Origin of the sequence: Candidatus Viridilinea mediisalina, from assembly GCF_002532535.1 — a bacterium.
Lineage (GTDB): Bacteria > Chloroflexota > Chloroflexia > Chloroflexales > Chloroflexaceae > Viridilinea > Viridilinea mediisalina.
The window spans coordinates 1-24,560 of the sequence record NZ_NQWI01000035.1 but is presented as its reverse complement, the minus strand read 5'-3'; the positions used below and the strand labels follow the sequence as shown (position 1 = coordinate 24,560).

17 protein-coding genes are annotated in these 24,560 nt (G+C 58.7%); 4 read left to right on the top strand and 13 right to left on the bottom strand.

Going from position 1 to position 24,560, the window contains the following annotated elements; all coding sequences use genetic code 11:
* The first annotated feature begins 271 nt into the window (after window positions 1-271).
* Complete coding sequence (mntA, locus tag CJ255_RS09750) at window positions 272-682, top strand: type VII toxin-antitoxin system MntA family adenylyltransferase antitoxin (protein ID WP_124681894.1); 411 nt, start codon at window positions 272-274, stop codon at window positions 680-682.
* 60 nt (window positions 683-742) lie between these two features.
* Here the strand turns inward: mntA and CJ255_RS09745 are convergent, their stop codons facing one another.
* From CJ255_RS09745 to CJ255_RS09730, 4 genes are all read right to left on the bottom strand, one after another.
* Complete coding sequence (locus CJ255_RS09745) at window positions 743-1,198, bottom strand: AAC(3)-I family aminoglycoside N-acetyltransferase (protein WP_097643915.1); 456 nt, start codon at window positions 1,196-1,198, stop codon at window positions 743-745.
* A 15-nt stretch (window positions 1,199-1,213) separates the two neighbouring features.
* A complete protein-coding gene (locus tag CJ255_RS09740; protein WP_217352428.1) occupies window positions 1,214-3,301 on the bottom strand; it encodes a hybrid sensor histidine kinase/response regulator in 2,088 nt (695 codons plus the stop codon).
* Between the two features lie 173 nt (window positions 3,302-3,474).
* Entirely contained in the window at window positions 3,475-4,104 is a 630-nt protein-coding gene (locus tag CJ255_RS09735; RefSeq protein WP_165774649.1) for a DUF3267 domain-containing protein, read from the bottom strand.
* Window positions 4,097-4,765: a GNAT family N-acetyltransferase gene (locus tag CJ255_RS09730; protein WP_124681893.1), complete on the bottom strand. Its 669-nt coding sequence runs from the start codon at window positions 4,763-4,765 to the stop codon at window positions 4,097-4,099. The genes CJ255_RS09735 and CJ255_RS09730 overlap by 8 nt, the downstream gene beginning before the upstream one ends.
* 462 nt (window positions 4,766-5,227) lie before the next feature.
* Here CJ255_RS09730 and CJ255_RS09725 point away from each other — a divergent pair, with 462 nt between their 5' ends.
* Window positions 5,228-6,046: an ABC transporter permease gene (locus tag CJ255_RS09725; RefSeq protein ID WP_097643911.1), complete on the top strand. Its 819-nt coding sequence runs from the start codon at window positions 5,228-5,230 to the stop codon at window positions 6,044-6,046.
* 254 nt (window positions 6,047-6,300) lie between these two features.
* On the opposite strand, the gene CJ255_RS09720 is transcribed toward CJ255_RS09725, so the two are convergent.
* The 9 genes from CJ255_RS09720 to CJ255_RS09680 all read right to left on the bottom strand — a co-directional run bounded on the left by CJ255_RS09720 (window position 6,301) and on the right by CJ255_RS09680 (window position 17,980).
* The gene (locus tag CJ255_RS09720) at window positions 6,301-6,885 is read right to left on the bottom strand and encodes a GTP-binding protein (RefSeq protein ID WP_097643910.1); all 585 of its coding nucleotides are present in this window, start codon (window positions 6,883-6,885) and stop codon (window positions 6,301-6,303) included.
* A 9-nt stretch (window positions 6,886-6,894) separates the two neighbouring features.
* Complete coding sequence (locus CJ255_RS09715) at window positions 6,895-7,374, bottom strand: roadblock/LC7 domain-containing protein (protein WP_097643909.1); 480 nt, start codon at window positions 7,372-7,374, stop codon at window positions 6,895-6,897.
* Between the two features lie 8 nt (window positions 7,375-7,382).
* A complete protein-coding gene (locus CJ255_RS09710) occupies window positions 7,383-8,273 on the bottom strand; it encodes a roadblock/LC7 domain-containing protein (protein ID WP_097643908.1) in 891 nt (296 codons plus the stop codon).
* A gap of 166 nt (window positions 8,274-8,439) precedes the next feature.
* Window positions 8,440-10,536: a sensor histidine kinase gene (locus CJ255_RS09705; RefSeq protein ID WP_097643907.1), complete on the bottom strand. Its 2,097-nt coding sequence runs from the start codon at window positions 10,534-10,536 to the stop codon at window positions 8,440-8,442.
* A 27-nt stretch (window positions 10,537-10,563) separates the two neighbouring features.
* A complete protein-coding gene (locus tag CJ255_RS09700) occupies window positions 10,564-12,657 on the bottom strand; it encodes a cobalamin-dependent protein (protein ID WP_097643906.1) in 2,094 nt (697 codons plus the stop codon).
* Between the two features lie 182 nt (window positions 12,658-12,839).
* Window positions 12,840-14,366: an ATP-binding protein gene (locus CJ255_RS09695; RefSeq protein WP_217352431.1), complete on the bottom strand. Its 1,527-nt coding sequence runs from the start codon at window positions 14,364-14,366 to the stop codon at window positions 12,840-12,842.
* 173 nt (window positions 14,367-14,539) lie between these two features.
* Window positions 14,540-15,247: a M50 family metallopeptidase gene (locus CJ255_RS09690; RefSeq protein ID WP_165774648.1), complete on the bottom strand. Its 708-nt coding sequence runs from the start codon at window positions 15,245-15,247 to the stop codon at window positions 14,540-14,542.
* A 109-nt stretch (window positions 15,248-15,356) separates the two neighbouring features.
* Window positions 15,357-17,093, bottom strand: coding sequence for a DUF3352 domain-containing protein (locus CJ255_RS09685; protein WP_097643904.1), 1,737 nt, complete (start codon window positions 17,091-17,093; stop codon window positions 15,357-15,359).
* Between the two features lie 224 nt (window positions 17,094-17,317).
* Window positions 17,318-17,980 (bottom strand): hypothetical protein, encoded by a 663-nt coding sequence (locus CJ255_RS09680; RefSeq protein WP_097643903.1) that lies wholly within the window; start codon window positions 17,978-17,980, stop codon window positions 17,318-17,320.
* Between the two features lie 229 nt (window positions 17,981-18,209).
* Here CJ255_RS09680 and CJ255_RS09675 point away from each other — a divergent pair, with 229 nt between their 5' ends.
* Both CJ255_RS09675 and CJ255_RS09670 read left to right on the top strand, forming a co-directional pair.
* Window positions 18,210-19,553 carry a glycosyltransferase family 4 protein gene (locus tag CJ255_RS09675; protein ID WP_097643902.1) on the top strand — a complete coding sequence of 448 codons (1,344 nt, stop codon included), beginning with the start codon at window positions 18,210-18,212 and terminating at the stop codon, window positions 19,551-19,553.
* Window positions 19,554-20,183: 630 nt separating this feature from the next.
* Window positions 20,184-24,467, top strand: coding sequence for an Ig-like domain-containing protein (locus CJ255_RS09670; protein WP_124681892.1), 4,284 nt, complete (start codon window positions 20,184-20,186; stop codon window positions 24,465-24,467).
* The last annotated feature ends 93 nt before the right edge of the window (window positions 24,468-24,560 follow it).

The window sequence follows — 24,560 nt, the reverse complement described above, 5'->3', positions numbered from 1 at the left end:
AGCGAAGCATCTCTTTGCGTGACGAAGAGAGACCCTTCGCTGCGCTCAGGGTGACAATGCGATAGGCTCAATAGTAAATGGGCAATAGCGCAAAAGGAACGCGATGTAGGGGCACGGCGTCGCCGTGCCCCTACATCGCGTGGTTTTTGGGTTGTTGACACATTACCTACTAGCAAATTATGATAATATCTATGGAGGTATGCGGATGTCAGTGAACTGCTTGATGCTGAGTAGAACCAATGGTGTTATGACTAGTTCACGGCAACATCCTATGCTACCGAATGATCCGCTCGTAGCCTTGCTCGCACGTACATGTGGGGCGCTGCCCTTCTTGCATGCGGCGCTGCTCTTCGGTTCGGCGGCGCGGGCCGCGCTGCAGGCCGCAAGTGATCTTGATCTGGCGCTGCTCTTCGCTGAGCATGCTATCCCGAGCCCGATGGATCGGATCGAGTTGCAGGCCGCCCTGTCTCAGAACGCCGGACGCGAGGTTGACCTGATTATCCTCAACCAGGCTTCGCCCATTCTAGCCTTTCAAGCTGTCAAGAAAGGGCTCCTGATTGCATGTCCCGACCGTCGCGCCTATGCGGGTTTTGTCGTGCAACTGATCAGCCAGTATGCTGATTTCAAGCATGTGCGGCAGCCCATCGAAGCTGCGGTACTCGCCCGGAGAGTCTATGCTTGACCGCGATATTGTGCTCGCGAAGGTGGCGAGTATTCAACGCTGCGTAGCCTGAAACCATCCCTAAAGATCAAAATGATGCACCAATTCAGGCGTACCAAATTTGGTGTAAAGTGCGATAGCTGGATCGTCACCATCATCGGCTTGCACAAAGATCACATAAGCACCACGCTGAGTTGCGAGGTGCTGCAACGCATGAATTAACGCGGTGGCAATTCCTTGACGTCGCTGCTCACTAGCTACCGCGAGATCGTAGAGGTAGATTTCGCTGCGCTCCTGTTCAAATTTCATGAGCTCATACGCCGCGATCCCGCCAACAACCACGTCATGCCGCAGCGCAACAAGCGCAATGAAGTGCTCTTGGGCCAGTAGGCGCTGCATATAGGCTTGACTTGGCCGTTGTCCACTGTAGGTCTCTACTTCGTCAAAAGCCTCACCAAACAGCGTCAAGAGCTCACCCATACGGGTTTGATCAGCGGCAGTGAGTTGTTGGATGCGCACATCATCTAGCAGAGTCATCATCTCCTCCTTTGTTCATCCCAGCACTTCCCGCACCTTCGTGGCTAGATCCGTGATTGCGAAGGGTTTCTGGATGAAATGGACACCTGCATCCAACACGCCATGATGGGCAATGAAATTGGCTGTATACCCAGAGATGAACAGGTGCTTCATGTTCGGATACTCCGCCATCAACTTATGGGCTAAATCTCGGCCATTCATCTCCGGCATAATCACATCGGTAATCAGCAGATCAATTGGGCTGGGATGCGCATGAGCTAGACCCATCGCCTCGCTTGGGTTTTGGGCCGCAAGCACGACATACCCAAAGCTTTCGATCATCTTTGTGACCATGACCAGAATGCTCGGCTCGTCCTCTACCAGCAAGATGGTCTCGTTGCCATAGACTACTGGTGTTGGCTTTGCCGTATCTGCCGCAACAGACGGTAACTCACCCTGATGCTGTGGTAGGTAGACCCGGAACGTAGAGCCCCTGCCGGGTTCGCTATAGACATGCACGAAGCCGTTGTTCTGCCTGACCACGCCGTACACCGTGGCCAATCCCAAGCCCGTGCCCCTACCCTGTGCCTTCGTGGTGAAGAATGGCTCAAAAGCGTGCTTGAGGGTCTCCTCATCCATGCCGTGGCCGTTATCGCTAACGGCCAAGAGGACATAAACACCAGGCGTAACCTCGGCATGATGGGCGCAATATGCATGGTCAAAGATCACCGTATCTGTCTCAATCGTCACCCGGCCCACATCTGCAATGGCATCGCGGGCGTTGACACAGAGATTAGCCAGAATCTGGTCAATCTGGGAGGGATCCATCTTGATCGGCGCGAGGTTGGCAGTAGGCAACCAAACCAGATCGATATTCTCACCAATGAGCCGCTGGAGCATCGTAATCATCTTTTCCACAGTCTCATTTAGGTCAAGGATCTGAGGTGTGATCACTTGCTTACGGGCGAACGCCAAAAGCTGACGGGTCAGGGCTGTCGAGCGATCCGCAGCCCTTTGGATCTCTTGTAGATCGGCAAAGACGGGATGTGTTCGATCTACCTGCTCCAAAGCCATCTCTGTATAGCCGAGAATCACGCTCAACTTGTTGTTGAAATCATGAGCCACGCCACCCGCCAGCCTACCCACCGAATCCATCTTCTGGGCATGGGCCAATTGGGCATGCAGCTTTGCCTGCTCCTCCTCCGCTTGCTTACGCTCACTGATGTCACGGACAATCGCCATAATCCGCTCATGGCCAGCAATAACCACCAGTTTGAGAATATTCTCTGAATAGAAGCATTCACCATTCTTTTTGCGATTGTGCCATTCAAATACAAGCGTCTCACCAGTGGCTGCTCGTTGTATCAACATGTTCGCCTGTTCATTAGTATAGGGAAAAACACGAGTGCTTAAATCTTCTACGCTCAAACCTGGAACTTCTGTTCTCTCATAGCCAAACATCTCCAACATTGAATCGTTGACATCTAAAATCTGACCAGTAGTAGCGTCATGAATAAAAAGAGCATCTGTTATTGCATTAAATATCGCACGATATGTTCTCTCTGAATGTTTCAACTGCTCATCTGCCCACTTTCGCTCGCTGATGTCGTTCTGGACGCCAAAATGACCAATGATACGCCCCTGTTGATCATAGAGACAGATGTAATCGCTTTCAATGAAGATCGGTGTCCCATCCATACGCTGTTCGCACGACTCCACATGCAAGCGCCCCCGGTCAAAAAATTTCCTCCAGACCGATCGGCCATACGCTAGATCGTGAGCGTACAGATCGTTCGGGGTTAAACCAAGCAATTCTGCTTCCTGCGCGCCATACTGATCAAGCATCGCCTGGTTTGCTTTGGTGATGCGCTGATGGGCCATGGCATAGTCCAACAGCGCCTCCTTGTCGGCTGCATCATGCCACGCAATTGGCTTATCAAGCATCATAAAGAAGACCCCAGTCAGCGACTGCGAGAAGAACATATCAAGGCGATCTTCACTGGTCGGCACATCCAGCGGTTGTTCAACCTGGAGGCTCGCTTTGATGCGGTGCAGCAGGGCAATGAGCAGCCTCAACAGTGCTTCTAGCAGAACCACCAGGCGTGCAGCCAGAGCTTTGAACATCTGTAGGGGTTTCATGTTTCTACATCATACCACTTGGGATGTGTAGATGTAAGGATGCGCACCCTACCTTATACCATTTACGATTGTAGATAGCAGATTGCAGATTGCCGAACACGGCGTTCCAATGGGCTTTCGCGTTCTTGATAATGCGGCATGTTCAAGGGTAATTGGTATTATGCTCCGGGCCGAAACCGTTCCAATGCATCGCCATGATCGCGGAAGAGTGCCCCTTTAGGGCTCACGGCAATCCACGCTACCACGAACATATCGCCAATTGCACCAGCAGCGTTGAGGCTGAGGGCATAGATCAGCAGTGGCATGGCTAGGGCTGGGGCAACGGTGGCAATCAGCAGGCCGAGCAGGGTCATCAGGATGAGTGGGGCTGCGCCGGTGATGGCATAGGGCAAGCGGCTCAGGTACCAGTCGGGGGCGGCGGCGTAGGCGTAGAGCCCCTTGAAGCCGTAGTGGGGGCGGCTGCGGGTGAAGAGCCAGAAGCAGAAGCCGTGGATTGCTTCGTGTAGCCAAACGACGATGAAGGTTGTGAGCACCAGCATGAGCAGGACGAAGAGCATTTCAATCAGGCCAAAAGTGACGCTGATGCTGCCAAGATCGGGGCGTAGGCGCGCAATGAGGCCCATGAAGCCGAGCCCAAAGAGGACGAAGAGGATGACTGAGCCTAGGCTGAGCCCAAGTTGCAATGCTTTGTTGGTGGCAAGGTTGATCGCACCAGCAGGAAGGTAGTTGGGGGGCAGGGTTTTGGTTGCGGTGAATAGTCTGGTTGGGGGGGGTTGTCCATTATTCATCAAGTATTGAGGGGGCGTTTGGCCGGAACATATGCCATACGGTGAGCGGGCCGCCTTGGTTGGCTTGTAGCACATGGTAGCCAAAACGCTGATAGATCTCGCGGTTCTTCTCGTCACCAGTGAACAGGTAGATCCCCGCAGCTTGCCTGTCTTGCTCGCAGCGGGCGTGAATATCTTCCAACAGCAGTCTGCCGATGCCTTGGCCCTGGAATTCAGGCGCAACTGCGAGCAGCTCCAAGGTGTAGTGTGCGGGCGGCAGCATGGCGGGTGCCTTCATGGCTGGCTTGATGCGTAGGGCTTGACGCCAGCGCAGATCACCAATGATGCCCACCAAGGATGGCGCACGGCGCAGGATGGTCCAGAGGAGCTTAGGCCACGGCACAGACGTTGGCGTGGGTGGCTTCACCACCGCAATGCCCGCTAAGGTTTCACCTTCACTCACAGCAAGCAGTCGTTGCCCACTGACATGGCCGAACCAAAGCCGCAATTCACCTGCAATGGCATAGCGTCGCTGACGCGCCGGGGTGGAGAGGTTGTGGGTGTTGCGGGTGAAGCCCTCCTGGCGGAAACTGGCCGCGACTAAAGCCGCAGCGCTGGCCAACTGTGCTACAGGCAAGGTATGTACCTGTAGGCCCTGGTGTGTTGTTTCAATATGCATCATGTTGCTCCAGTAATACCATTTACGATTGTAGATTGCAGATTGCAGATTGCCGAACACGGCGTTCCAATGGGCTTTCGCGTTCTTGATAATGCGGCATGCCTCATGACATTCAAGCGCATTGAGACGCCATGTCCGGCTTTCAGTTGTCGGCTATTGGCTATCGGATTTGGTATAACGTGCATGTTCTCGCTCTATTCTAGCGGGTAGCGCACTGAGTTGCATGAGGCTAACGATTGGATATGCCCTCCGCCAAAAGGTTGAGCCCCCAGGGGCACGGCGGCACCGTGCCCCTACAAAGGGCGACTTTTGCGCTACTGCGATAACAGGCATTAGCAGCATTGATATGAGCACGCCTCCGCCAGATGGACGATCTGCAATCAGACGTGGGTTGGTGTTGTGCTGCGCTGCGTTGCGCTATGCTTATACCATTGGAGATTGGAGATTGCAGATTATAGAGCGATCATGAATACCTATGCCATTCGTGCGATTGTGCGGAAAGATCTCATGGTAACGCTCCGCAACAAAGGGGTGATGATCCCCCTGATTGTGGTGCCGCTGATCATGTTTCTTGTGATACCCGCAATGGTTGCTTTGGCCCCCCTGCTCGGTACGGGGCCGGGGTCGCCGCTGGCCGACCTAGAGCAGATGCTGGTGCAGATGCCGCCCGTGTTGCAGGCCAAGTTGGCCGCTTATGCACCGCTGCAGCAACTGGTCATCATGGCCCTCGTCTACTTCTTGGCTCCGCTCTACCTGATTGTGCCCTTGATGGTTGCCAGCGTGATCGCTGCCGACAGCTTCGCAGGCGAAAAGGAGCGCAAGACGCTTGAGGCGCTGCTCTATACGCCCACAACCGACCGCGAGTTGCTCTTGGGAAAGCTGCTGGCCGCTTGGCTGCCTGCGGTGGGGGTTGCCCTGGGCGGCTTTGTGGTCTACAGCATCGTGGCTAATCTGGCCGCCTGGCCGATCATGGGTCGCATCTTCTTCCCGCCCGCCATGTGGTTCATCCTGGCCCTCTGGGTCGCCCCTGCGGTTGCCGCCCTGGGCCTCATGGTCACCGTGCTGATCTCCACCCGCGCCCAGGGCTTCCAGGATGCCTACCAGATGGGGGCTATCGTTGTGCTGCCCCTCATCCTGCTCGTGGTTGGTCAAGCCGCTGGGGTGATCTACTTTAGCACCTGGCTCGTGGCCCTGCTTGGGGCTATCTTCTGGCTGGTGGACGCCCTGCTACTCTGGTGGGGCGGGCGCTGGTTGCGGCGGGCGGAGATCTTTCGGCGCTTGTGAAGAGAGAGAGGGTAGAGGTACAGAGGGTTGAACCACAGAGGCACAGAGGACACAGAGGTTTTTTTGTTAGGGAAGGTTTTAGAAACGCGCTTTCAGCTTTACCGTTGGAGTGCCGGCGTTAGCCGGCTAACGCCGGCACTCCAGCGTGTATACTCCCCGGCTTTTCAGACAGCTTCTAAGGAATGCAACTGTTGATACCCCCTCTGTGCCCTCTGTGCCTCTGTGGTTCAAACCCTCTGTGCCCTCTCTCTCCTCTACACCGCCCGCCGTACCTGCGCCACAACAGCGTTCATTGCGGCTTTGAGCGTATCAAAGACGCCGTTGCCTCTGAGCGCCGAAGCCTCGAAGATGGGGCGGTTGTGTAGATCAAGGTGACGCTTGAGATCGTTGACCGACATGACATGGGGGATGTCACGTTTGTTGAGTTGCACAATGATCGGGAAGGTACTCAAGTTTTCGCCCAACTCGATCAGGTGCTGCTCCATGGTGTACCACGCCTCCTGGTTTTCGGCGAGGCGTCCGGCTTGGGAGTCGACTACAAAGACGACGCCGTCGGTGCCTTGGAGAATCAGGCGGCGGCTGGCCGCATAGTAGACCTGGCCGGGGACGGTGTAGAGCTTAAATTTTGGCTTGAGATTGTTGACCTTGCCCATCTCAATTTGCAGGAAGTCAAAGAGCAGTGTACGCTCCTCGCGGGTTTTGAGCGAGATAAGTTGACCGCGTAGGTTGGTAGGCGTACGGGCGTGAATGAACTGGAGATTGGTAGTTTTGCCACAGAGTGCTGCACCGTAGTAGACAATCTTCAGGTTGAGTTCGCCAAGAGCCCAGTTGATAAACACGACGCACCTCTACCAGATAGAATCAAGTTGGGCACTGAAGGAACGTTCAAAGTCGTCGTTGACCGCTGGCGGCGGTGGAACCATTGCTGCCTTGCCGACAATCGGCAGGATGCGATCCGTGAGGCGCTTGATGGCCAGGCGCGACCAGCCTAGCGGTACGTCGCGGGCGGTGGCTAAGAGGAGCAGCAAGGCTTCGCCTACCCGCGCCACCAGAATGGTCAATTCATCATGCTCTTGGACGACTAGGTTGCATGAGCGCGAGCCGCCGAGCATACGTCCGATCTCAATCGTAGCCATGAGGTCGCCCGCCGCGAGGGCCGCGACGCTCGACATATCAACGTTGAGCCGATCACTCCAACTAACAATATCTTGGCCACTCAGGTCACCCAAAAAAGCACAGCGCACATCGGCCTGTTGCGCTACCTGAGCGAGCATGCCGCGTAACTCTTGGAGTTGCGCTGGCGATAGTACAAGGGATGAGCGAGCCATGGCACCTCCTAAGTATCAACCGAAGCATCATGCAGGTTATCGGAAAAGAGTCGATCAAATTCACTATCGAGTGAACTACTCAACTCAGCGGCCATCATTTCTCCGAGGTTGCCCTCAACAATGCGCATCTGACTGAGTTGAATAGCGGCGCGCCTGAGTTGCAGCCAGACGAAGCCGAGTTTGGGTTCAACAAAAGCTTTGGGGAAGATCAGGGTAATCAGCCGGTTTTTGCCCACGTTGGTGGCGTAGATGTCGAAATGCTTCCCTTCCAGCACGGTGAGGTGGCGCGTGTCGGGGTCTTTCAACATACGCCCTAGCTCAATCGAGTTGGCAAAGCTACCAGAGATCAGCGAACTGATCGAGGTCATATCAATCTCATCGGAGTCACCGCGATTGGTGATCACGTTGCCAATCTGGTCGGTGTAGAGCACCAGTTGGGCTTTGGTCTGGCGGCGCAGTACATCGAGCAGAATTTGCAGATCGCCCATGGTTGCAGCGGGGCGCATGTCGCCATCACTGCCACCGTCGGGCTCTTCGGGGCAGAGGCCGAGCATGGCCCCGGCCTTGTAGGCCAAGCGGGTATAGCCTAGATCGTTGCTGGCTACGCCCCAACCCAGTTGACGCAAGGCTGCAATCTCACTCATTGGCGTCGCTGGATGGTGCAACATGAAGACATGCAGCCGTGGCGCTCGTTCCGCCATGCGCCGGGCCAAGCTCAGATTTTCGCCATTCAAAGGGGCAATCAGCAGATCGGGATAGTTACGGGTAATATGCAACGGCGTGGCTGATGGCGCGGTCGAGATGCTAATATTGTCGTTTTGGGCAAGCGCCATCAGTTCAGTGCTTAACGCATGGTTTTGGGCTGCCGTAAGCCCAATGATTAAAATGCGTAATTTCATAGCGGAACCTTCAAGATCGTGGGGACGCAGATAGGGAGGGCAAAGCCTCCCTATGTCAGGTTGGTACTATTCATTGTCGTTTTGTTGCAGGGCTACGGATGGTTTCAGGGTTTATATGATAAAAAAACTGCCCTTGTGTAGAAGAAACTAACACCTGAAACCTACTCTAGCCGCGTGGGGGCGCGATAGTATCGCAGGGCAGACTAAACGCAAAGCTACTACCCTGGCCGTGCGTACTCTCGGCCCAAATCCGTCCGTTGTGCTGCTCGATCACCGCTTTGGCAATCGTCAACCCCAGGCCGCGCCCCGAAATCCCCAGGTGAGCGCTGCTCTCCGAGCGGAAGAAGGGATCAAAGACCTGATCCAGTTCGCTGGGCAGCATGCCCACGCCGTTGTCTTGCACCATGACCACCAGTTCGTTGCCTTCCTGGTAGGCGGCGACGCGAATCTGGGCTCCAGTGGGGCTATACTTGATCGCGTTGTCAATCATGGCGGCGACAGCGCGGCCCAAGCCCTCTTCCGAGCCATAGACCCGTGGCAGGCCGGGGGCGATTTCAAGGTTGACCTGCTGGGCGCGCCGCCCAAACTCGGCGTACTGGGTGCCAACCGCCGCTTCGATCAACAGGTCGAGGCGCAACGGCACACGGTATTCGCTCGATTCAAGCCGGATCTGGCCGAGCGCCAAGAGATCATTGACCAGCATGGTCAGTTCGCTGTTGAGCTTGACCACTTGGCCAATCAGGCGCGACTGCTGTTCGTTCAGTTCGCCCACCGTTGGTACGCGGGTGATCAGTTCGCGCAGCTCGCGCAGCGGGACACGGACAATGTTGGAGAAGTTTGAAAGGAAGCTTTCGTTGCGTTCGGCTTCGTTGAGGTTACCCCCGGCGGCCTGGATCTCCTGCAGGCTGGCGGTGGAACTCTCTTCGTGCAACACAAAGGCCCACAAGCCTTGGGCAAACTCGGTGACACTGACGCTCGCTTTGGCCCCAGTGGGCAGTTGCACCTCTTGGGTGCCGCTCTGCTCACCCATGAGCGCCTCGGCGAGCAGTGGGGCAAGGCACGAGCCACCACTGGCCACGAGGGGTTGCCCATGGGCATCCATGCCCATACTGAGCATGCGTGCCAACGTGGGGGTGTAGGCGGTTACGCGGCCTTGCACATCAACGAGCAGCACGGCATCACCGAGCCGCTCGACGAGCATGCCCAGCTCACGGGTCAGGCTCGGGGCCGAGACGGTGCTGCGTGGGCTGGGGCTGCGCGGGCCGTTGCTTGGCACTATGGGCGCTTGCGGCACCGCAATATTGTTCGTTGGCACGGGCATGCGCTGTGCGCTTGCAGTTGTGCCGTTCAGGTTGAGCCCAATCAGCGCACCGATGCCGTGCATCAGCGCCAGGGATGGCCCAGAGATCGGGCGCTGGCCAGTGGCGAGCAGTAGGCCAAAGACCTGCTCATCGCGCAGCAGGGGCACAATCGTGAGCGTATCGCTTCCGGCCCACTCTACTACCCCCCCGATACCACTCGCAGCAGCGCTATTGGCGCTACCGGGGCGGCCACGGCGGATTACGCTAGCCACCACACCCTGCTGGATGATCATGCGCTGGGGTGCATTCCCATCAGCCGCCAAAGTCTGGAGTTGGTGATCGGCATCGAGCAGCCCCACCAGCAGGCGACTCACCCCCAACTCGCGTAGCATTTGGCGCATTTCTGCTTTAGCCAGCATCGCGGGCAGCCCATCAGCCTGCTGCAATGCGCCTGCCAACACCGGCCAGAAGTGGTCTTCGGGCATCAGGGCGCGGTAGGCATCCGCAGCCAACGGGAGCTCAGCGGCCATGGCTGCCGCGATGCGCGCCATGAAGGCGCGCTGGCTCTCGGCTTCAACCAGACTACTCAGTTGGTAGTTGTGGTCACTGAGCTGGGCAATCACCAAGGCAGCACGATCAACCAACTCCGGATCGCTGATCAGCCGCACGCGACACTGCGAGCCCTCGTATGAACTGAGCAGGGCACACGCCCCCTGTTGACCAGCCATCACGAGGAAGGGCGCACCGCCGAAATCGTCGGCCAGCACCACAATCGTATCGCGGGGGCGCGCTTCCAGGTTAATCGAACCGCCGACAAAGCAGCACGCCTCCATATCGGTCGGACGGTGGCGTACCAAGAGCGCCGTAAAGGCGCGAACCTGTTCGAGACTCATCAAGTGGCCCGACCCCGCTTGCAGGCCGAGCAGGGCAGGCAGGGAGAATGTGGCCGCGGCGCTGATCATGGTCGTTCTCCTGACGCGAGCATAGGCTTAGCCCCACCGCTCATGAACCAATGTAGTAATCTGATTAACGATACTCCGCAAGTCGCCTGAGGGGAAGACGCCGGTCGGAATGAGTGTACGCAACGAAGGCCGCTGCTGGAAGGCGATGCCACCGCAGAGGAAGATCGGGCGCGGATCACCCATGTTTTCGATCATCTTGCCAACCTCAGCCATACTATTGGCCGCGTTGATCGTACTAGCCGAGAGGGCCACAATCTGCGGGCGCAGGTGTTCGATCATCTCCTCAATCGTCGAGTTGGGCACACTCTGGCCCAAATAGACCACCTGGAAGCCGCTCCAGCGCAGGAAGAGCGAGAGCATAATCGCACCGATCTCGTGCAACTCGCCTTGGGTACAGCCTACCACCGCCAGCGGCCCACCGGGGGCACTAGCCGAGGCATTGAGCAGATTGAGCAATTTGGTCTGCACAAAGCGGCTCGTGAAGTGCTCGGAGGCAACCGAAACCTCACCACGGTGCCAGGCATCACCCACATCAATCTGCAGTGGGGCCAAAAGCTCGGTACAGATCGTCTCGGGCGTATAGAGCGCACAAGTCTCGCGCCAGATCTGCTCAGCCGTCTGCTGGTCATAATTGACCAACGAGCTCATCATGCGGGCACGCAGCGAGGCCCAGCTATAGGGCTGGCCATCGCCCTGCGCGGGCGCAGGCGTCGCAGCGGGCGCAGGCGCCGGGCTTGAAGTTGGGCGCATCCAACCGGGCAGACTGAAACCACCAGCCGCCGCAGGACTCCCGGCTACCGGCGGGCTCGCCGCAGGCGGCGCAGGCGGTGGGGTCGCCGGGGCAGCCGGGGGCGTTGGGGTTGCCGGGAGAGCCGAGGGGGGTGCAGACGGTGCAGGGAAGCCAGGCACCGTCGGGGGGGCCGGGAAGGCCGGAGGAGGCGCAGGCGTATCGCTCTGCGGAAAGCCGTCGGTCGCATCGGCAAATGCATCAGCCAAGGCATCGCCCACACTGGGAAAGCCCGACGCCGCACCGTTGGTTGACTTTGGCGGAATTACACCGCGTTGCTCAAGGATCCGAGCAAGCAGGGTGGATAGGGCAACCGCGCCATCGGCAGTATGCGAACTGGCGGGATCGGGATCACTCTGTCCAACCAGCAGCACACCCCAGAGCCCGCCGCCAATCATGACCGGCACGGCAGCCACCGACTGGGCCTCCGGGATAAGCTGTTGGTCGGCATCACCGGGGGCAAGCTGGCGTAGCACCATAGCGCCCTGCTGGAGCGCTTGGATGGCCGCACTCTGCGGATGAGCCGGGGCCATCGCCATATTGCTACTCGCCGCAACCGCGTTCAGTTGGCCATTCTCATAGCGATAGAGCACGGAACCGAGCGACTCATGGTGCAACATGAGCGCCTCGACCACATCGCCAAAGAGCCGCTCCATGGGCAGTTCGCGGTCTTGCAGCAGCATGAGCAGATCGGGGACTTCATTTAGACAACCCAAGAGATCGTGGCGGTCGCGTTCGGCATGATTAGCCATCTCAAAGGCAATCTGGGCCCAATGGGCCGCCTGAGCCGCACGATCACGCACAGCCACAATCGGAGCAGGAGCGCCACGGGTGAGGCTCAACAAAAGCCCAGCGCGGCTCACCACTCGTTCATCACTGGTTAGCACCCCATCAAAGATCAAACGTCGTCCAGCGCCAGCATTCGGTTCAGCCACAACATTGGCAATCAACGCTCCCCAGAAGACTGGGCTATCCAGCATAACAAACCACTCTTGGGAGAGCGCCGCGCCACGGGCAACCGGAACAAACTGAACATTGGGAATGGAAGGAGGTTCGGTATCAGCTTCGCCATACACCGTGACGCTACGGCAGAGCGATGCAATCTGACTGATCCGCGCCTGATGCATACGGAAGAGCGAGAAGCGCAACGTGCCAATTGCAAGATCGGTATTCTGGCTTTGTTCAGGGGTAATGCCGGTCAATTGCCGACTCAGCACAATGAGAGCATCGGCAGGACGGCGCCAGCGGCGTTCTTCGGGCAGGTGGCTCACCAGCTTGAACAGCGAGGGCCCAGCCCCGCGGGTCGCGAGTGTGGCGGCGGCAGGTTGTGTCATAATGTTCCTCACACACGGCCTTGTGAGAGGGTTCTTTCCCTCAACTCGATAAAAGCCCATGTTCGCCGTGTTTGGCTACTAGGGGGACTAACTGTTATTACACACGAAAACTGTGGCCCTGAACGTGAGGCGAACGCAAGCGTTTCGTTAGGATTACGTTAGGGGCTACGCCCGAATAACCGTCACCGTCCGCCCAGCGGGGCTGAGTGCGGTCGTGTACTGGTACGCTGACTGATCGGCGGTTGGTCGCTGCGCCGATCAAAGATCACGAGCCAGCCGCTCTCTAGCCCAAGACCATGCAGATAGGCGTCGAGTTGGCTCAACCCGCGCTCCAAGGGATCATCTTTGCCGTCGCGCCACACCTTGAGTTCGATGCCCAGCGTTACGTCGCCGTAGCGCAGGCAGAGATCCATGCGCCCACTGGCAATCGCGTACTCGCGTTCGAGGGTGCCACCGCCATTGACAACGCGGTGCAAAAAGGCCATTAGCACAAGGTGCGGGGCGATCTCGTGGTAGGGTGCGCTAGCCAACAAGGGCTGGCCATGCTGCCGCCAGAAAGCGAGGAAGGCATCGCGCAGACATTCTACATCGAGGCTGCCGTCGGAGCGCAGCCACGTGGGGTGGATGCGTGGCAGCGAGTCTTGAGGCCCCCTGGCTAAGACACGCGGAATGACTTCGCGGTAGACCGGGTTGGCGATCACCAGCCCACCAGCCGGATCGCGGCGCACCAAACCCAAGTCCAGGACAAACTGCCGGTCATCGCCTGGCACATTATCCAATGCACGGCCTGCCAACATCGGCTCGATGACGTGGCGCACGTGCGGTTCGCGTAGCCGCTCGGCCAAACTATCGAGGTGGGTATCCTGCCGCTGGATCAGTAACTCTTTCGCCGCCCTGATCGCCGCCGCATCCACCGGCTGGGCTGGGTCGCGGACAACAACTTGCACCGCCTGGCGGGCGAGGGCATTGACCAGCCACGGCTGCCCTTGGGTCAACTCAAAGGCAAGTTGGAGCGCCTCCGGTGTAAAGATCTGGCCGGTGTCATGCGTGTGCTGGGTGTAGAGTTCCGCCACCTCTGCGGCACTGAAGTTGCGTAGCGTCAGCGCCTCAACTTTGATATTGAAGGGACTCGCAGTATAGAGCCGGTCACTTCCCCCAGAAGCTACTTTGTAGTCACGCACGTCGCGCAGCCCGATCAGGGCCAATGCCCAAGGAAAGGCACGCGGGCGATTGGGATAGCCGGCACGGAGTTGGCGCAGCACGGAGATCAGGGTCGTATCTTGCAGCGCATCAATCTCATCCAGAAACAGCACCAAAGGTCTTGGAAGCGCCTGACACCAGGCTTGTAATGCTTCGGCAAGCCGTTGACCTTGGGGCGCTTCAGGCCACGGTGGTGGGCGCAGTTCAACCGGCAGATCGTCAGCCCACATGCGCCAAGAACTCAGAATCGCCAATTCGGCGGCACCGGGATCGGTATTGAAGGCCGCGCCCACCTCCATTGAGACGAGCGCCGCTGCATAGCGCCCGGCAGCCGTCACCTGACGGGCCAACGCGATCATTGCCGTCGTCTTACCACTCTGGCGCGGGCCGTGAACAACAAAGTAGGCCTTTTGGTCAAGCAACAGTTGCACATCGGGCAGGCGGGCCGTGGCAGGCAACATATAGTGATCAGCAGGATTGCACGGCCCGGCGGTATTAAAAAAGCGCATTGGTTTTGCCTTCGGGTGATGTGGACGCGAGGACGCGAGAACGCGAGGACGCGAGGACGCGAGGACGCGAGGACGCGAGGACGCGAGGACGCGAGGACGCGAGGACGCGAGGACGCGAGGACGCGAGGACGCGAGGACGCGACTCGCAAGATGGTACAGCGATCTTCCACTTCCTATTTCCTAACCCATGTATACCAAAGCGCCGCCCCCAGGGCAACCAGCGACATCACGGCCCAGACGAAGGCCCAGAAGATGGGCGGCAGGAAGGTGATCTCAGCCATGGCGTGGGCATCGCTCTGGCCCGGCATGGTAGAGAGAAACATCAGGCCGCGCAGGTCGCCAAGGGCGCTCAGGCCAACCCAAAAGGCTACCAGGTTGAGCATTGCAAGCGACCAGATGGTGCTGAGGCGCCATGCGATTGCGATGAAGCTTACGCCAATCAGGATGCCCATGCCCAGAGTGAGCAGCCCGCCCGCCATTGCTGGGCTAAAGACTGTTGGCAGGGCGTAGCGTATGGTCATGAGCACCAAGGCACCTCCGAGCAAGCCGAGTGCATTGCGGCTCGCCTGGGGGTTGCGGCCCAACATAATCAGTGCCGCACCAAAGAGCGAGGTACCCACATAGCCCGCCGGAATGATGATCCAGCGGATGCCACCAGCCGTATAGGCCAAGCCCGATCCGTCGGCAAAGACAACAAAACTGATGAACTGGCCACCTGTCAGCAGTGCGGCCAGGCCATGGCCCAACTCGTGGATCATCGTGGTCAAGAGGCGGAACGGAAAGACCAACGGCCCCAACCAGCTCAGGGCAAACGCACTAAATGCAGCCACGAGCGGTACCATCACGGGGGCTTGCGTTTTAGGAGGAGGCAGGGAAGTCATAGGCTTATACCAATTACCATTGAACATGCCGCATGCCTAATGCCATTCAAGCCCATTGAGACGCCATGTCCGGCTATCGGCTATCGGCTATCGGCTATCGGCTTTGGTACTACTCGGCTGCAATCACGATAAAGAGCCGTGCTGTCGCCACGCCTTCGGCGTTGAAGCCGGGGCTGGCGCTGAAGGCCATGGCGCGAATGGGCTGCATGCGCTCGCGCAGATCGGGATCGTAGAAGCCCAGATGGCGGGAAAGATTGACCGCCACGGGCATGTTGATGTAGAGCATGCTGCCTAGCGGGTTGGGCTGTTGGCGGGTGGCGGCTTGGTATGTGTGCTGCTGGCTGAACGAACTAGCCGGGCTTGTTGCCGCGCTGATCGCCTCGGCACCAACGCCGAGTACGAACTCATCATTGACAAAAGCTTGGCCAAGCTGAACGCCGGGCATGGGCTCAATGATCTGCCACGAACTGCCCCCAATCTCGCGTTGCTCAAATTGGAAGTCACCCATGAAGCCAAGCATCATTTCGAGTGAGCGCAAGATCTTCGCAATACCCTGTTCGGCAAGGCTGATCTGCTCGGTTTTCAAGGCAAAATAGCCAGTCATGGGCAGGTCACTCTCAACACGTGGCAACAGGACAAGCTGAGCTTCGCCGTAGAACCAAGCGAGCAGGTCATCTTCAAGGCTAAAGCCAAACTCACGCTCAAATTCTTGCAGTTGCCGTTCACCGCCGGGCTGCTCCCGAATACCATCCAGCACACTCGCTTTGAAGCTGGGCGGGATGGCAAAGGCAACGAGGGTGGCACTCGCATCACTGATGCGCCCAATGCGCTGCGTTTGGATGGGATGTTCAAACTGGGCCAGGAGCGCTTGGCTACCCGAACCAAGTTGACTGCGGTCGAGGCTCGCGACGGCATCAAAGGCGATCCCGTCGGCGTAGGCGCTGATCGCAAAGCCCAGGCCGTGGAGTGCGGCAACAATTGCGCGCTGATCGGCCTGTTGGCGCTCCAACGTGAGCGGCAGATCGAAACCCTGCTCACCGAAAATCTCCAACAGTGGCGCACCCGCGACATACAGATAGCCCAAGCGATCATTGGGCAGCGCGGCACGCACCTTCTGAAAATTGGGGTTCGCCTCGAGCGTCGCGTTACTTGAGGGATCGCGGGTCACAATCCCGCGAATCAGCTCTGGCGAACCAGCAAAGATCACATAGTCGCGCACAAGCGCAAAGGCATCCAGCACCTCACTAGGCCCGCCGCCTTGCCGCGCATAGATCTGCACACCCTGCAATTCCTCAACGGCAAACTGCATGCCTTGGCTCTCACGGTGCTGACGCTGCTTATCAAGGAACGCCTGGGCCTGCCCATTGTTGCGCGAGGTAAAGATCAAGATCATCTCGTCGGCATCATCAAGGTTCGGGCGATCAATGGCGCCAACATTCGGCACCGCATCAAGCAGCGCCCGATTGAGCGCCCATGCAATCTCCGTACCGAGCCAAGGCGCAATATCTTGCTCAAAATTCACCCCCAACGCCTCAGCCAACTGGTTCGTAACCGGCTCATCGGCGCTACTGGGCACCACTTGGTCATCATCAGGGAAAGCCTGTTGCAAGCGAATAATCTGCGGCAGATCGGCCAAACTCGGCGTCACCGCCGCAAAGACGTGGGTCTCTGCCGCCAAGATGCGCGGGATCGTATCGGGGCGTTGGGTCATATACTGCCACGTCAGATAGCCCGCACCCACTAAGCCGGTACTTAGTACTAACACACCGACAACCAACATCCCAATAATCAGCACCTTTGCTCCGCCAAAGCCCGCCGCCTTCGCAGTCGCTTCGGGAGTGGTCATGAGGATTCTCCTTACGGAAAGAGGAAAAATGGCCTTGAAACCATCCGCTACAACTCAAAGTATAGCGTGTTCTCCTCAAATGCAATAGAGCAAAAGTAGGAACGAGGATGCGTGAGGCGAAGAGGCGAGGGGTTCGCATCCTCGCGTCCTTGCGTCCTCGCTTCTTCGTGTCCTTGCAAACTATAAAGCCGCCACGAACCCTCCCTTACCACGTTACGTTTACGCTATTGGCGTACATGGGGCACACCTGCGGAGCTTCTCACGGCGATTCCATATATCATCACGAGCATACCGAAAGTCACGAAGATTAAACCTATAAAAAAAGATACAGATAAACCTAATTTTTGTTCGCCAATGTATTGTTCATGTGTGCCAGCAAAGACGATTTGGGCATTGATAGTGTTTCCAGCACCATCTTGAACAATACTTCCAATTACTGTCACAGTGTGGCCATGAACAATCCCAGAGTAGCGCCTATCTCCATATCTGTCCCATGAAATTGACTGATAGTTGACATGTGATCCCTGAAGTTGGTAGTCCCGATTACTAATCTGGATCACGCCCTCAACCTCTAGCGTTAGCGGTTGGGTGGTCGTACCCACACGCCTCCAGACGAGATCGCCGTCACTATCACGCTCAAGTCGTTCTTCTCGATAAGCCACAAATTCATGACGCAGCTTTGGCGTGGCAGAGCTAATCACACCCTGAACGAGTACCTCTTGACCATGAGCGGCCTGGGCGATAGCTGGAGCGGATAAAGGATCGAGACGCTCAGCGCGATCGGCCTGTTGCAGTGATCCACGCGTTATGAAAAGGCCAATGCCACTACCTAAAACCACAAAGAAAAATCCAAAGAGAATAATGAGAATTCTTTGTTCCGTCGTCATCTTTGGGGGCTCCTTTCTTGTTTATGTGTACTCATCTATGGTACGTATACAGACTGGAATCGTTACATCCCATTTCAGATTGTAGATTGTTGATTGCAGATTTTCGCACGATGTAGCCCTACCTAGACAAGGTCGTTATACTAGTTCCTAACTCTATGTGGTATATCTGGATGCCACATCAATGGCGCGGCACGCAAAGTTGCGGGTCGCAAAGGAGTTAGGAATTCTCATGAGTAGCAATGCACGCACACCGACGGGCCTACGCATCGGTTTTGTCTCGACCCGCTTTGCAGGGACGGACGGGGTTTCGTTGGAGACGATGAAGTGGGCGGAGGTGTTGACCCATCTGGGCCACCACTGTTTCTACTTCTCAGGTCAGTCCGATCTACCCCCTGCCCAGAGCCGGGTCGTGCCAGAGGCTTTTTGGGAGCATCCGCAGGTGGCGCGGGTGCAAGAGGTTGCCTTTAGTACGATGCAGCGCCCGCCTGAGATTTCGCGGCTGATCCGCGAACTTCAGGAGTTGCTGAAGGCGCAACTCTCTGCGTTTGTGCGTGATTTTTCGATTGATCTGTTGATTGTTGAGAATGCGCTGGCTATTCCGATGCACCTGCCGCTCGGTGCCGCGCTGACGGAGTTTATTGCCGAGACCGGTTTGCCGACGATTGCCCATCATCACGATTTCTTCTGGGAGCGCAAGCGTTTTTTGACGGGTTGCGTCTGGGATTATCTGAATATGTGTTTTCCCCCCCAGTTGCCTTCGATCCGCCATGTGGTAATCAATTCGTCGGGCTCCCACCAGTTGGGCCTGCGGGCCGGCATCTCCTCGCTGCTGGTGCCCAATGTGATGCACTTTGAGCGCCCACCAACGCGCTCCGATGCCTATACCGCCAATCTGCGGAGCGACCTTGGCTTGGCGCCCGATGCCTACTTGGTACTCCAGCCGACACGCATTGTGCAGCGTAAGGGCATTGAGCATGCGATTGAACTGTTGCACCGCATGCGGCGGCGCGGCCTGCCTTGCCACCTGGTCATTTCCCATGCCGGTGGCGATGAGGGCAACGCCTATGTGCAGCGCGTCTGTGACTATGCCGAGTTGCTTGATGTGCCGTTGAGCCTGGTTGGCGAGCGGGTGAAACCCACCCGGGGGCTGACTGCCGCTGGCGAGAAGATCTATACCCTTGATGATGTCTACCGCCAGACCGATCTGGTCACCTACCCTTCTACGATTGAAGGCTTTGGCAATGCCTTCCTCGAAGCGGTCTACTTCCAACGCCCCTTGGTAGTCAATCGCTACTCCATCTACACCTACGACATTGCCCCCAAAGGCTTCCAGGCAATCGAATTTGACAGCTTCATCACCGATGAGACGGTTACACAGGCTTGTGAGGTATTGCAGCACCCCGCCGAGATTCACCCCATGGTTGAACACAACTACGCACTGGGCTTGCGCTACTACTCCTATGGCGTGCTACGCCGTTCGCTCAAGCAGCTCATCGTTGATCTCTTCGGCGTAGATCAACCCAACGGCCAGCGGAACGGGCGTCGCGCTGAGGGAGTGCCGGTGCCTGTCTAGGCTAGGGTGAGGAGCCGAGGAAAGAGAAAAGAGGTTCAAGCGCAAACATGAGCCTGTGAGATCTCACAGGCTAAGAAGCCGTCTGCAAAGCTAGTGGGCATGCATTGGAGTGCCGGCTTTAGCCGGCTGAAGCCGGCACTCCAATGCATGGCTTCCCAAAGCCCTATGCGTGGCCTCCGAGCCTAGTATAGTCCAAACTGGACTATACCTAATCAATCCTGACTATACTTTTAGTATAGTCGCTGCACAAGGTATAGTCCAAGCTAGACTATACCTTTTCTATACCTCAAGTATAGTGACATCCCTGGCGCGGTGCTATAGGCTAAGTAGCATAGGAGCAATGTGAAGAAGGAGAAAGGAGAAACGAGGAGAGATACCGAGGATTGAACCACAGAGGCACCGAGGGCACAGAGGTATTGTATGAAAGGTAATACGAACATATATTTGCTTTGCCACACATTCCATTTCTCTGTGTGCTCTGTGTCTCTGTGGTGCAATCCTCGGTATCTCTGCAAAAACTCTATGACTAAAAGCTCCCTCATGGCCCCCCCCAAACTCTAGCGTTCAGCTCAGAAACCATGTGCTGTCCGCCCACGCTGTCGTCTGACGGATGCTTTAAGGAGAAACAACGTGTTGACAACCAAACGGCTCGCAACATTTTTGATCGTCGTATGGCTCTTCCTCTTAGCCATCCCGATGCCCATGTCCGCCCAAGAACTTGATTGGACAATAGATAGAATAAGCGACCCCGAAAACCCATCGGGTACGCTGTATAGTATTGCGTATGGCGACGGCCAGTGGGTAATAGTGGGTTTTACTGGCATTTTCACCTCGCCTGACGGAATGAATTGGACAAAACAATCCAATGAACCAGTTTGGTTTACTGACGTCGCATATAGCGGCAATCAGTGGGTAGCGGTGGGTTATACGGGCAGGATCTACACCTCGCCCGACGGCATCGAATGGACGCAACGAGATTCGGGTATGCTGAGACCTCTTCGAGGTGTTGCCTATGGGGCTAATCAGTTTGTGGTGGTTACACAGGGCATCATTGGCGACCCAAACGACGAGAGTTACATCCTCACCTCGGGCAACGGCGAGAACTGGTTCTCATCGAATGCGAATACTACAGATGGTCTTCTCGGCGTTGGATTTGGCAACAACCGTTGGGTGGCGGTGGGTGAGGATGGTGTCATCCTCTCCGGAACACACCCTTCGGGGTTGGTTCAACGGGCGAAGGTGACAGATGAGCATCTTTATGCTGTCGCATATGGTGACGATCAATGGGTAGCGGTAGGCGACAATGGTACCATCCTCACCTCGCCCGACGGTTTCAACTGGGCAGTACAGGATTCGGAGGAAAGTAGACTGCTGTATAGTGTCGCGTATGCGAACGGACGCTGGGTCGCGGTGGGCAACGATGGTGCCGTCATCAGTTCATCCGACGGCGAGAACTGGTTAATAGATAGGGTGGCCGCGATCAACTGGCGTGGTCTGACGTATGCGAATGACCAGTGGATAGCGGTGGGGGAGTTTCGCCAATTCACTGTCGCCCAAGAGCCCACCCGACCCTCAGCGCCTACGGTGAACCAACCCACATCCGGTAGCACCGTTGGCTCGCGCCCCACCTTTAGTGGCACGGCGGAGGCGGGGAGTACGGTAACGGTGACTGATGGTGATAACAATGAACTCTGCACCGCCACCGCAGGCGATGACGGCGCATGGAGTTGTCCATCTACCCGCGACCTCGCAGCAGGGCCGCAGACGGTCAGCGTGACGGCGAGCAATGATGCGGGCGAGAGCGAGGCGACCACCCGCGAGGTTACGGTGGATACCACCGCGCCTGGTGCCCCCACGGTGAATGAACCCGCAGCCGGGGGTGCGGTCAATACCCCACGGCCCCCCATCAGCGGCACCGCCGATCCCAATAGTAGTATTGTCGTTGCCGACGACGATGGCAATGAGCTTTGTACCGCCACCGCGAGTGCGACCGGCGCGTGGAGTTGTACGCCCACCAGCAATCTGGACGAGGGGCCGCAGACGCTCGCGGTGACGGCGACCAATGCTTTGGGCAACCCCAGCCCAGCGACACCCCACAGCTTCACCGTAGACACCACCCCGCCGGATGCGCCCACGATCACCGGCCCGGCGGCGGGCGACACCACCGGCCTGCGCCCGACCTTCAGCGGCACCGCTGAACCTGGTAGCACCGTGACGGTCAGTGATGATGATGGCAACGAGCTTTGTACCGCCACCGCAGGCGATGACGGCGCGTGGAGTTGTACGTCCACCAGCGATCTGGACGAAGGCCCGCAGACGGTTCGCGCCACCGCGACCGATGCGGCGGGCAACACGAGCCCCGCGGCTACCCGCGATTTCACCGTTGAGGCTGGCCCCGATGCGCCCACGATCACCGGCCCGGCGGCGGGCAGCACCACCGGCCCGCGCCCGACCTTCAGCGGCACCGCTGAACCCGGCAGCACCGTGACCGTCAGTGACGATGATGGCAATGAACTCTGCACCGCCACTGCGAGCACGACCGGCGCGTGGAGTTGCACTGCGACGACTGCCCTGCCCGCAGGCCCGCAGACGGTTCGCGCCACCGCGACCGATGCGGCGGGCAATACCAGCCCGGAGGCCACCCGCGATTTCACGGTTGAGGCTGGCCCTGATGCGCCCGTTATCACCGGCCCGGCGGCAGGCAGCACCACCGGCCCGCGCCCGACCTTCAGCGGCACCGCCGAGCCCGGCAGCACCGTGACCGTCAGTGACGATGATGGCAATGAACTCTGCACCGCCACCGCGAGCGCGACCGGCGCGTGGAGTTGCCAATCCACCCGCGACCTGCCCGCAGGCCCGCAGACGGTCAGTGTGACCGCCACGGACGATGAGGGCAATACCAGCCCTGCGGCTACCCGTGAATTCACGGTTGCGGAGCCAACCCTGGATGCACCCACGATCACCGGCCCGGCGGCGGGCAGCACCACCGGCCCGCGCCCGACCTTCAGCGGCACGGCTGCGCCCGGCAGCACCGTGACCGTCAGCGACGATGAGGGCAACCCACTCTGCACCGCCACCACAGCCGCCAACGGCACCTGGAGTTGCCCATCCACCCGCGACCTGCCTGAAGGCCCGCAGACGGTCAATGTGACCGCCACGGACGATGAGGGCAACACCAGCCCTGCGGCTACCCGTGAATTCACGGTTGCGGAGCCAACCCTGGATGCACCCACGATCACCGGCCCGGCGGCAGGCAGCACCACTGGCCCGCGCCCGACCTTCAGCGGCACTGCCGAACCCGGCAACACCGTCGTCCTCACCGATGACGAGGGTAATCCCATCTGTCGCGCCACCGCAGATGCCGCAGGCAATTGGAGTTGTGCGCCCAGCCGCGACCTGCCCGAGACCATGCAGAGCGTCACGGCGACCGCGATTGATCCCGATGGCCGCAGGAGCCCCCCCACCACCCAGGAGGTGAAGGTGGATCCGAGTGCCCGGCCCAGTGCCCCCATCGTGGATCGCCCCGCCGCTGGCAGCACCACCAGCCCCCAGCCGGTCTTTAGCGGCACGGCTGCCCCCGGTGGAACCGTCATCGTCGCCGATCCGGACGGCACCGAACTCTGCCGCGCCAGTGTGCGTGCCAATGGCGCATGGGCCTGTGGCGCGAACATCCCCTTGCCCGCCGGGCCACAGCAGATCAAAGCCACGCTCGTAGACCCCAAGGGCCGCACCAGCCCGGAAACCACCCGCGACTTCAACGTTGACGCGGATGCCAATCCCGATCGCCCCGTGCTTCGTCAGCCCGCACCTGGTGCCACGGTCGGCCCGCGTCCGCGTTTCAGCGGCGTGGCTGCGCCGGGCAACACCGTGAGCGTGCGCGACCCCGAGGGTGACGTGCTCTGCACGGCCATCGCCGAACGCAACGGCCACTGGAGTTGCCCATCCACCCGCGACCTGCCCAACGGCCCGCAGGAGATCTCTGCAACCGCCGAGGATGCTGCAGGCAAGACCAGCGACCCGACGCCGCGCACGGTGAACGTGGACGGCAATCCCCCAGCAGCCCCGACCCTCAACCAGCCCGCCGAGGGAGCCACCGTGAGCAAGCGGCCCACCTTCAGTGGCACCGCCGAACCGGAGAGTACCGTCACGGTGCGTGACGATGACGGCAAGCTGCTCTGCACGACGACGGCGAGTGCCGACGGCACCTGGAGTTGCGCCTCCAACCACGACCTGCCCGAGGGCGAAGCGACCGTGCAGGTCACCGCGACCGACCCGGTGGGCAACACGAGCCCCGCGATTACACGCAGCTTCAAAGTAGATCCGAGCAAGCAACCGGAGGCCGCGCTAATCAACGAGCCCGCCGAGGCGAGCACCGTCAGCCCACGCCCGACCATCAGCGGCACCGCCGCGCCGGGCAGTCGTGTCACGGTGGTAGATGACGAGGGCAACCCGATCTGCAGCACGACGGCCACAACCAACGGCACCTGGGCCTGCGTGCCGCGCACGCCCTTGGCGGAGGGCGAGCAGCGCATCCGCGCCATCGTCACCGCCCCAGACGGCACCACCAGCGAAGAGACCCCGCGGAGCTTCAAGGTTGATCCGACGGCAGGGCCCACCGCCCCCACCTTGATCACACCGACGGCGGGCAGCACCACCGATCGGCGCCCGCTCTTCAGTGGCACCGCCGAGCCGGGGACGACGGTGCTGGTGGAAGACCCGTTGGGCAACCCGGTCTGCCTCGCCCGCACCGCCGCCGACGGATCGTGGAGTTGTCAGCCCGACTACGACATGGATCTGGGCCCGCAGCAGGTGGTGGTCAGCGCCCGTGACGACGACGGTCAACACAGCGCCCCGATCACCCGCAACTTCAATATCCTCTACCGCTACTGGTTCCCCGTCTTTGCCATTGACTAGGTAGAAGAGCCCTTCGAGTCCTCAGAGCAAAGCCGCCCCGGCGGGGCGGCTCTACTCTGCAAGCATCCACCAAATCGTCTCAGTCCAGTCTCT

Bases quoted from the DNA above. Each gene is read 5' to 3' on its own strand.
- mntA (WP_124681894.1), top strand. From the start codon at position 272: ATGCTACCGAATGATCCGCTCGTAGCCTTGCTCGCACGTACATGTGGG.
- CJ255_RS09745 (WP_097643915.1), bottom strand. From the start codon at position 1,198: ATGACTCTGCTAGATGATGTGCGCATCCAACAACTCACTGCCGCTGAT.
- CJ255_RS09740 (WP_217352428.1), bottom strand. From the start codon at position 3,301: ATGTTCAAAGCTCTGGCTGCACGCCTGGTGGTTCTGCTAGAAGCACTG.
- CJ255_RS09735 (WP_165774649.1), bottom strand. From the start codon at position 4,104: ATGAATAATGGACAACCCCCCCCAACCAGACTATTCACCGCAACCAAA.
- CJ255_RS09730 (WP_124681893.1), bottom strand. From the start codon at position 4,765: ATGATGCATATTGAAACAACACACCAGGGCCTACAGGTACATACCTTG.
- CJ255_RS09725 (WP_097643911.1), top strand. From the start codon at position 5,228: ATGAATACCTATGCCATTCGTGCGATTGTGCGGAAAGATCTCATGGTA.
- CJ255_RS09715 (WP_097643909.1), bottom strand. From the start codon at position 7,374: ATGGCTCGCTCATCCCTTGTACTATCGCCAGCGCAACTCCAAGAGTTA.
- CJ255_RS09710 (WP_097643908.1), bottom strand. From the start codon at position 8,273: ATGAAATTACGCATTTTAATCATTGGGCTTACGGCAGCCCAAAACCAT.
- CJ255_RS09705 (WP_097643907.1), bottom strand. From the start codon at position 10,536: ATGATCAGCGCCGCGGCCACATTCTCCCTGCCTGCCCTGCTCGGCCTG.
- CJ255_RS09700 (WP_097643906.1), bottom strand. From the start codon at position 12,657: ATGACACAACCTGCCGCCGCCACACTCGCGACCCGCGGGGCTGGGCCC.
- CJ255_RS09695 (WP_217352431.1), bottom strand. From the start codon at position 14,366: ATGCGCTTTTTTAATACCGCCGGGCCGTGCAATCCTGCTGATCACTAT.
- CJ255_RS09690 (WP_165774648.1), bottom strand. From the start codon at position 15,247: ATGACTTCCCTGCCTCCTCCTAAAACGCAAGCCCCCGTGATGGTACCG.
- CJ255_RS09685 (WP_097643904.1), bottom strand. From the start codon at position 17,093: ATGACCACTCCCGAAGCGACTGCGAAGGCGGCGGGCTTTGGCGGAGCA.
- CJ255_RS09680 (WP_097643903.1), bottom strand. From the start codon at position 17,980: ATGACGACGGAACAAAGAATTCTCATTATTCTCTTTGGATTTTTCTTT.
- CJ255_RS09675 (WP_097643902.1), top strand. From the start codon at position 18,210: ATGAGTAGCAATGCACGCACACCGACGGGCCTACGCATCGGTTTTGTC.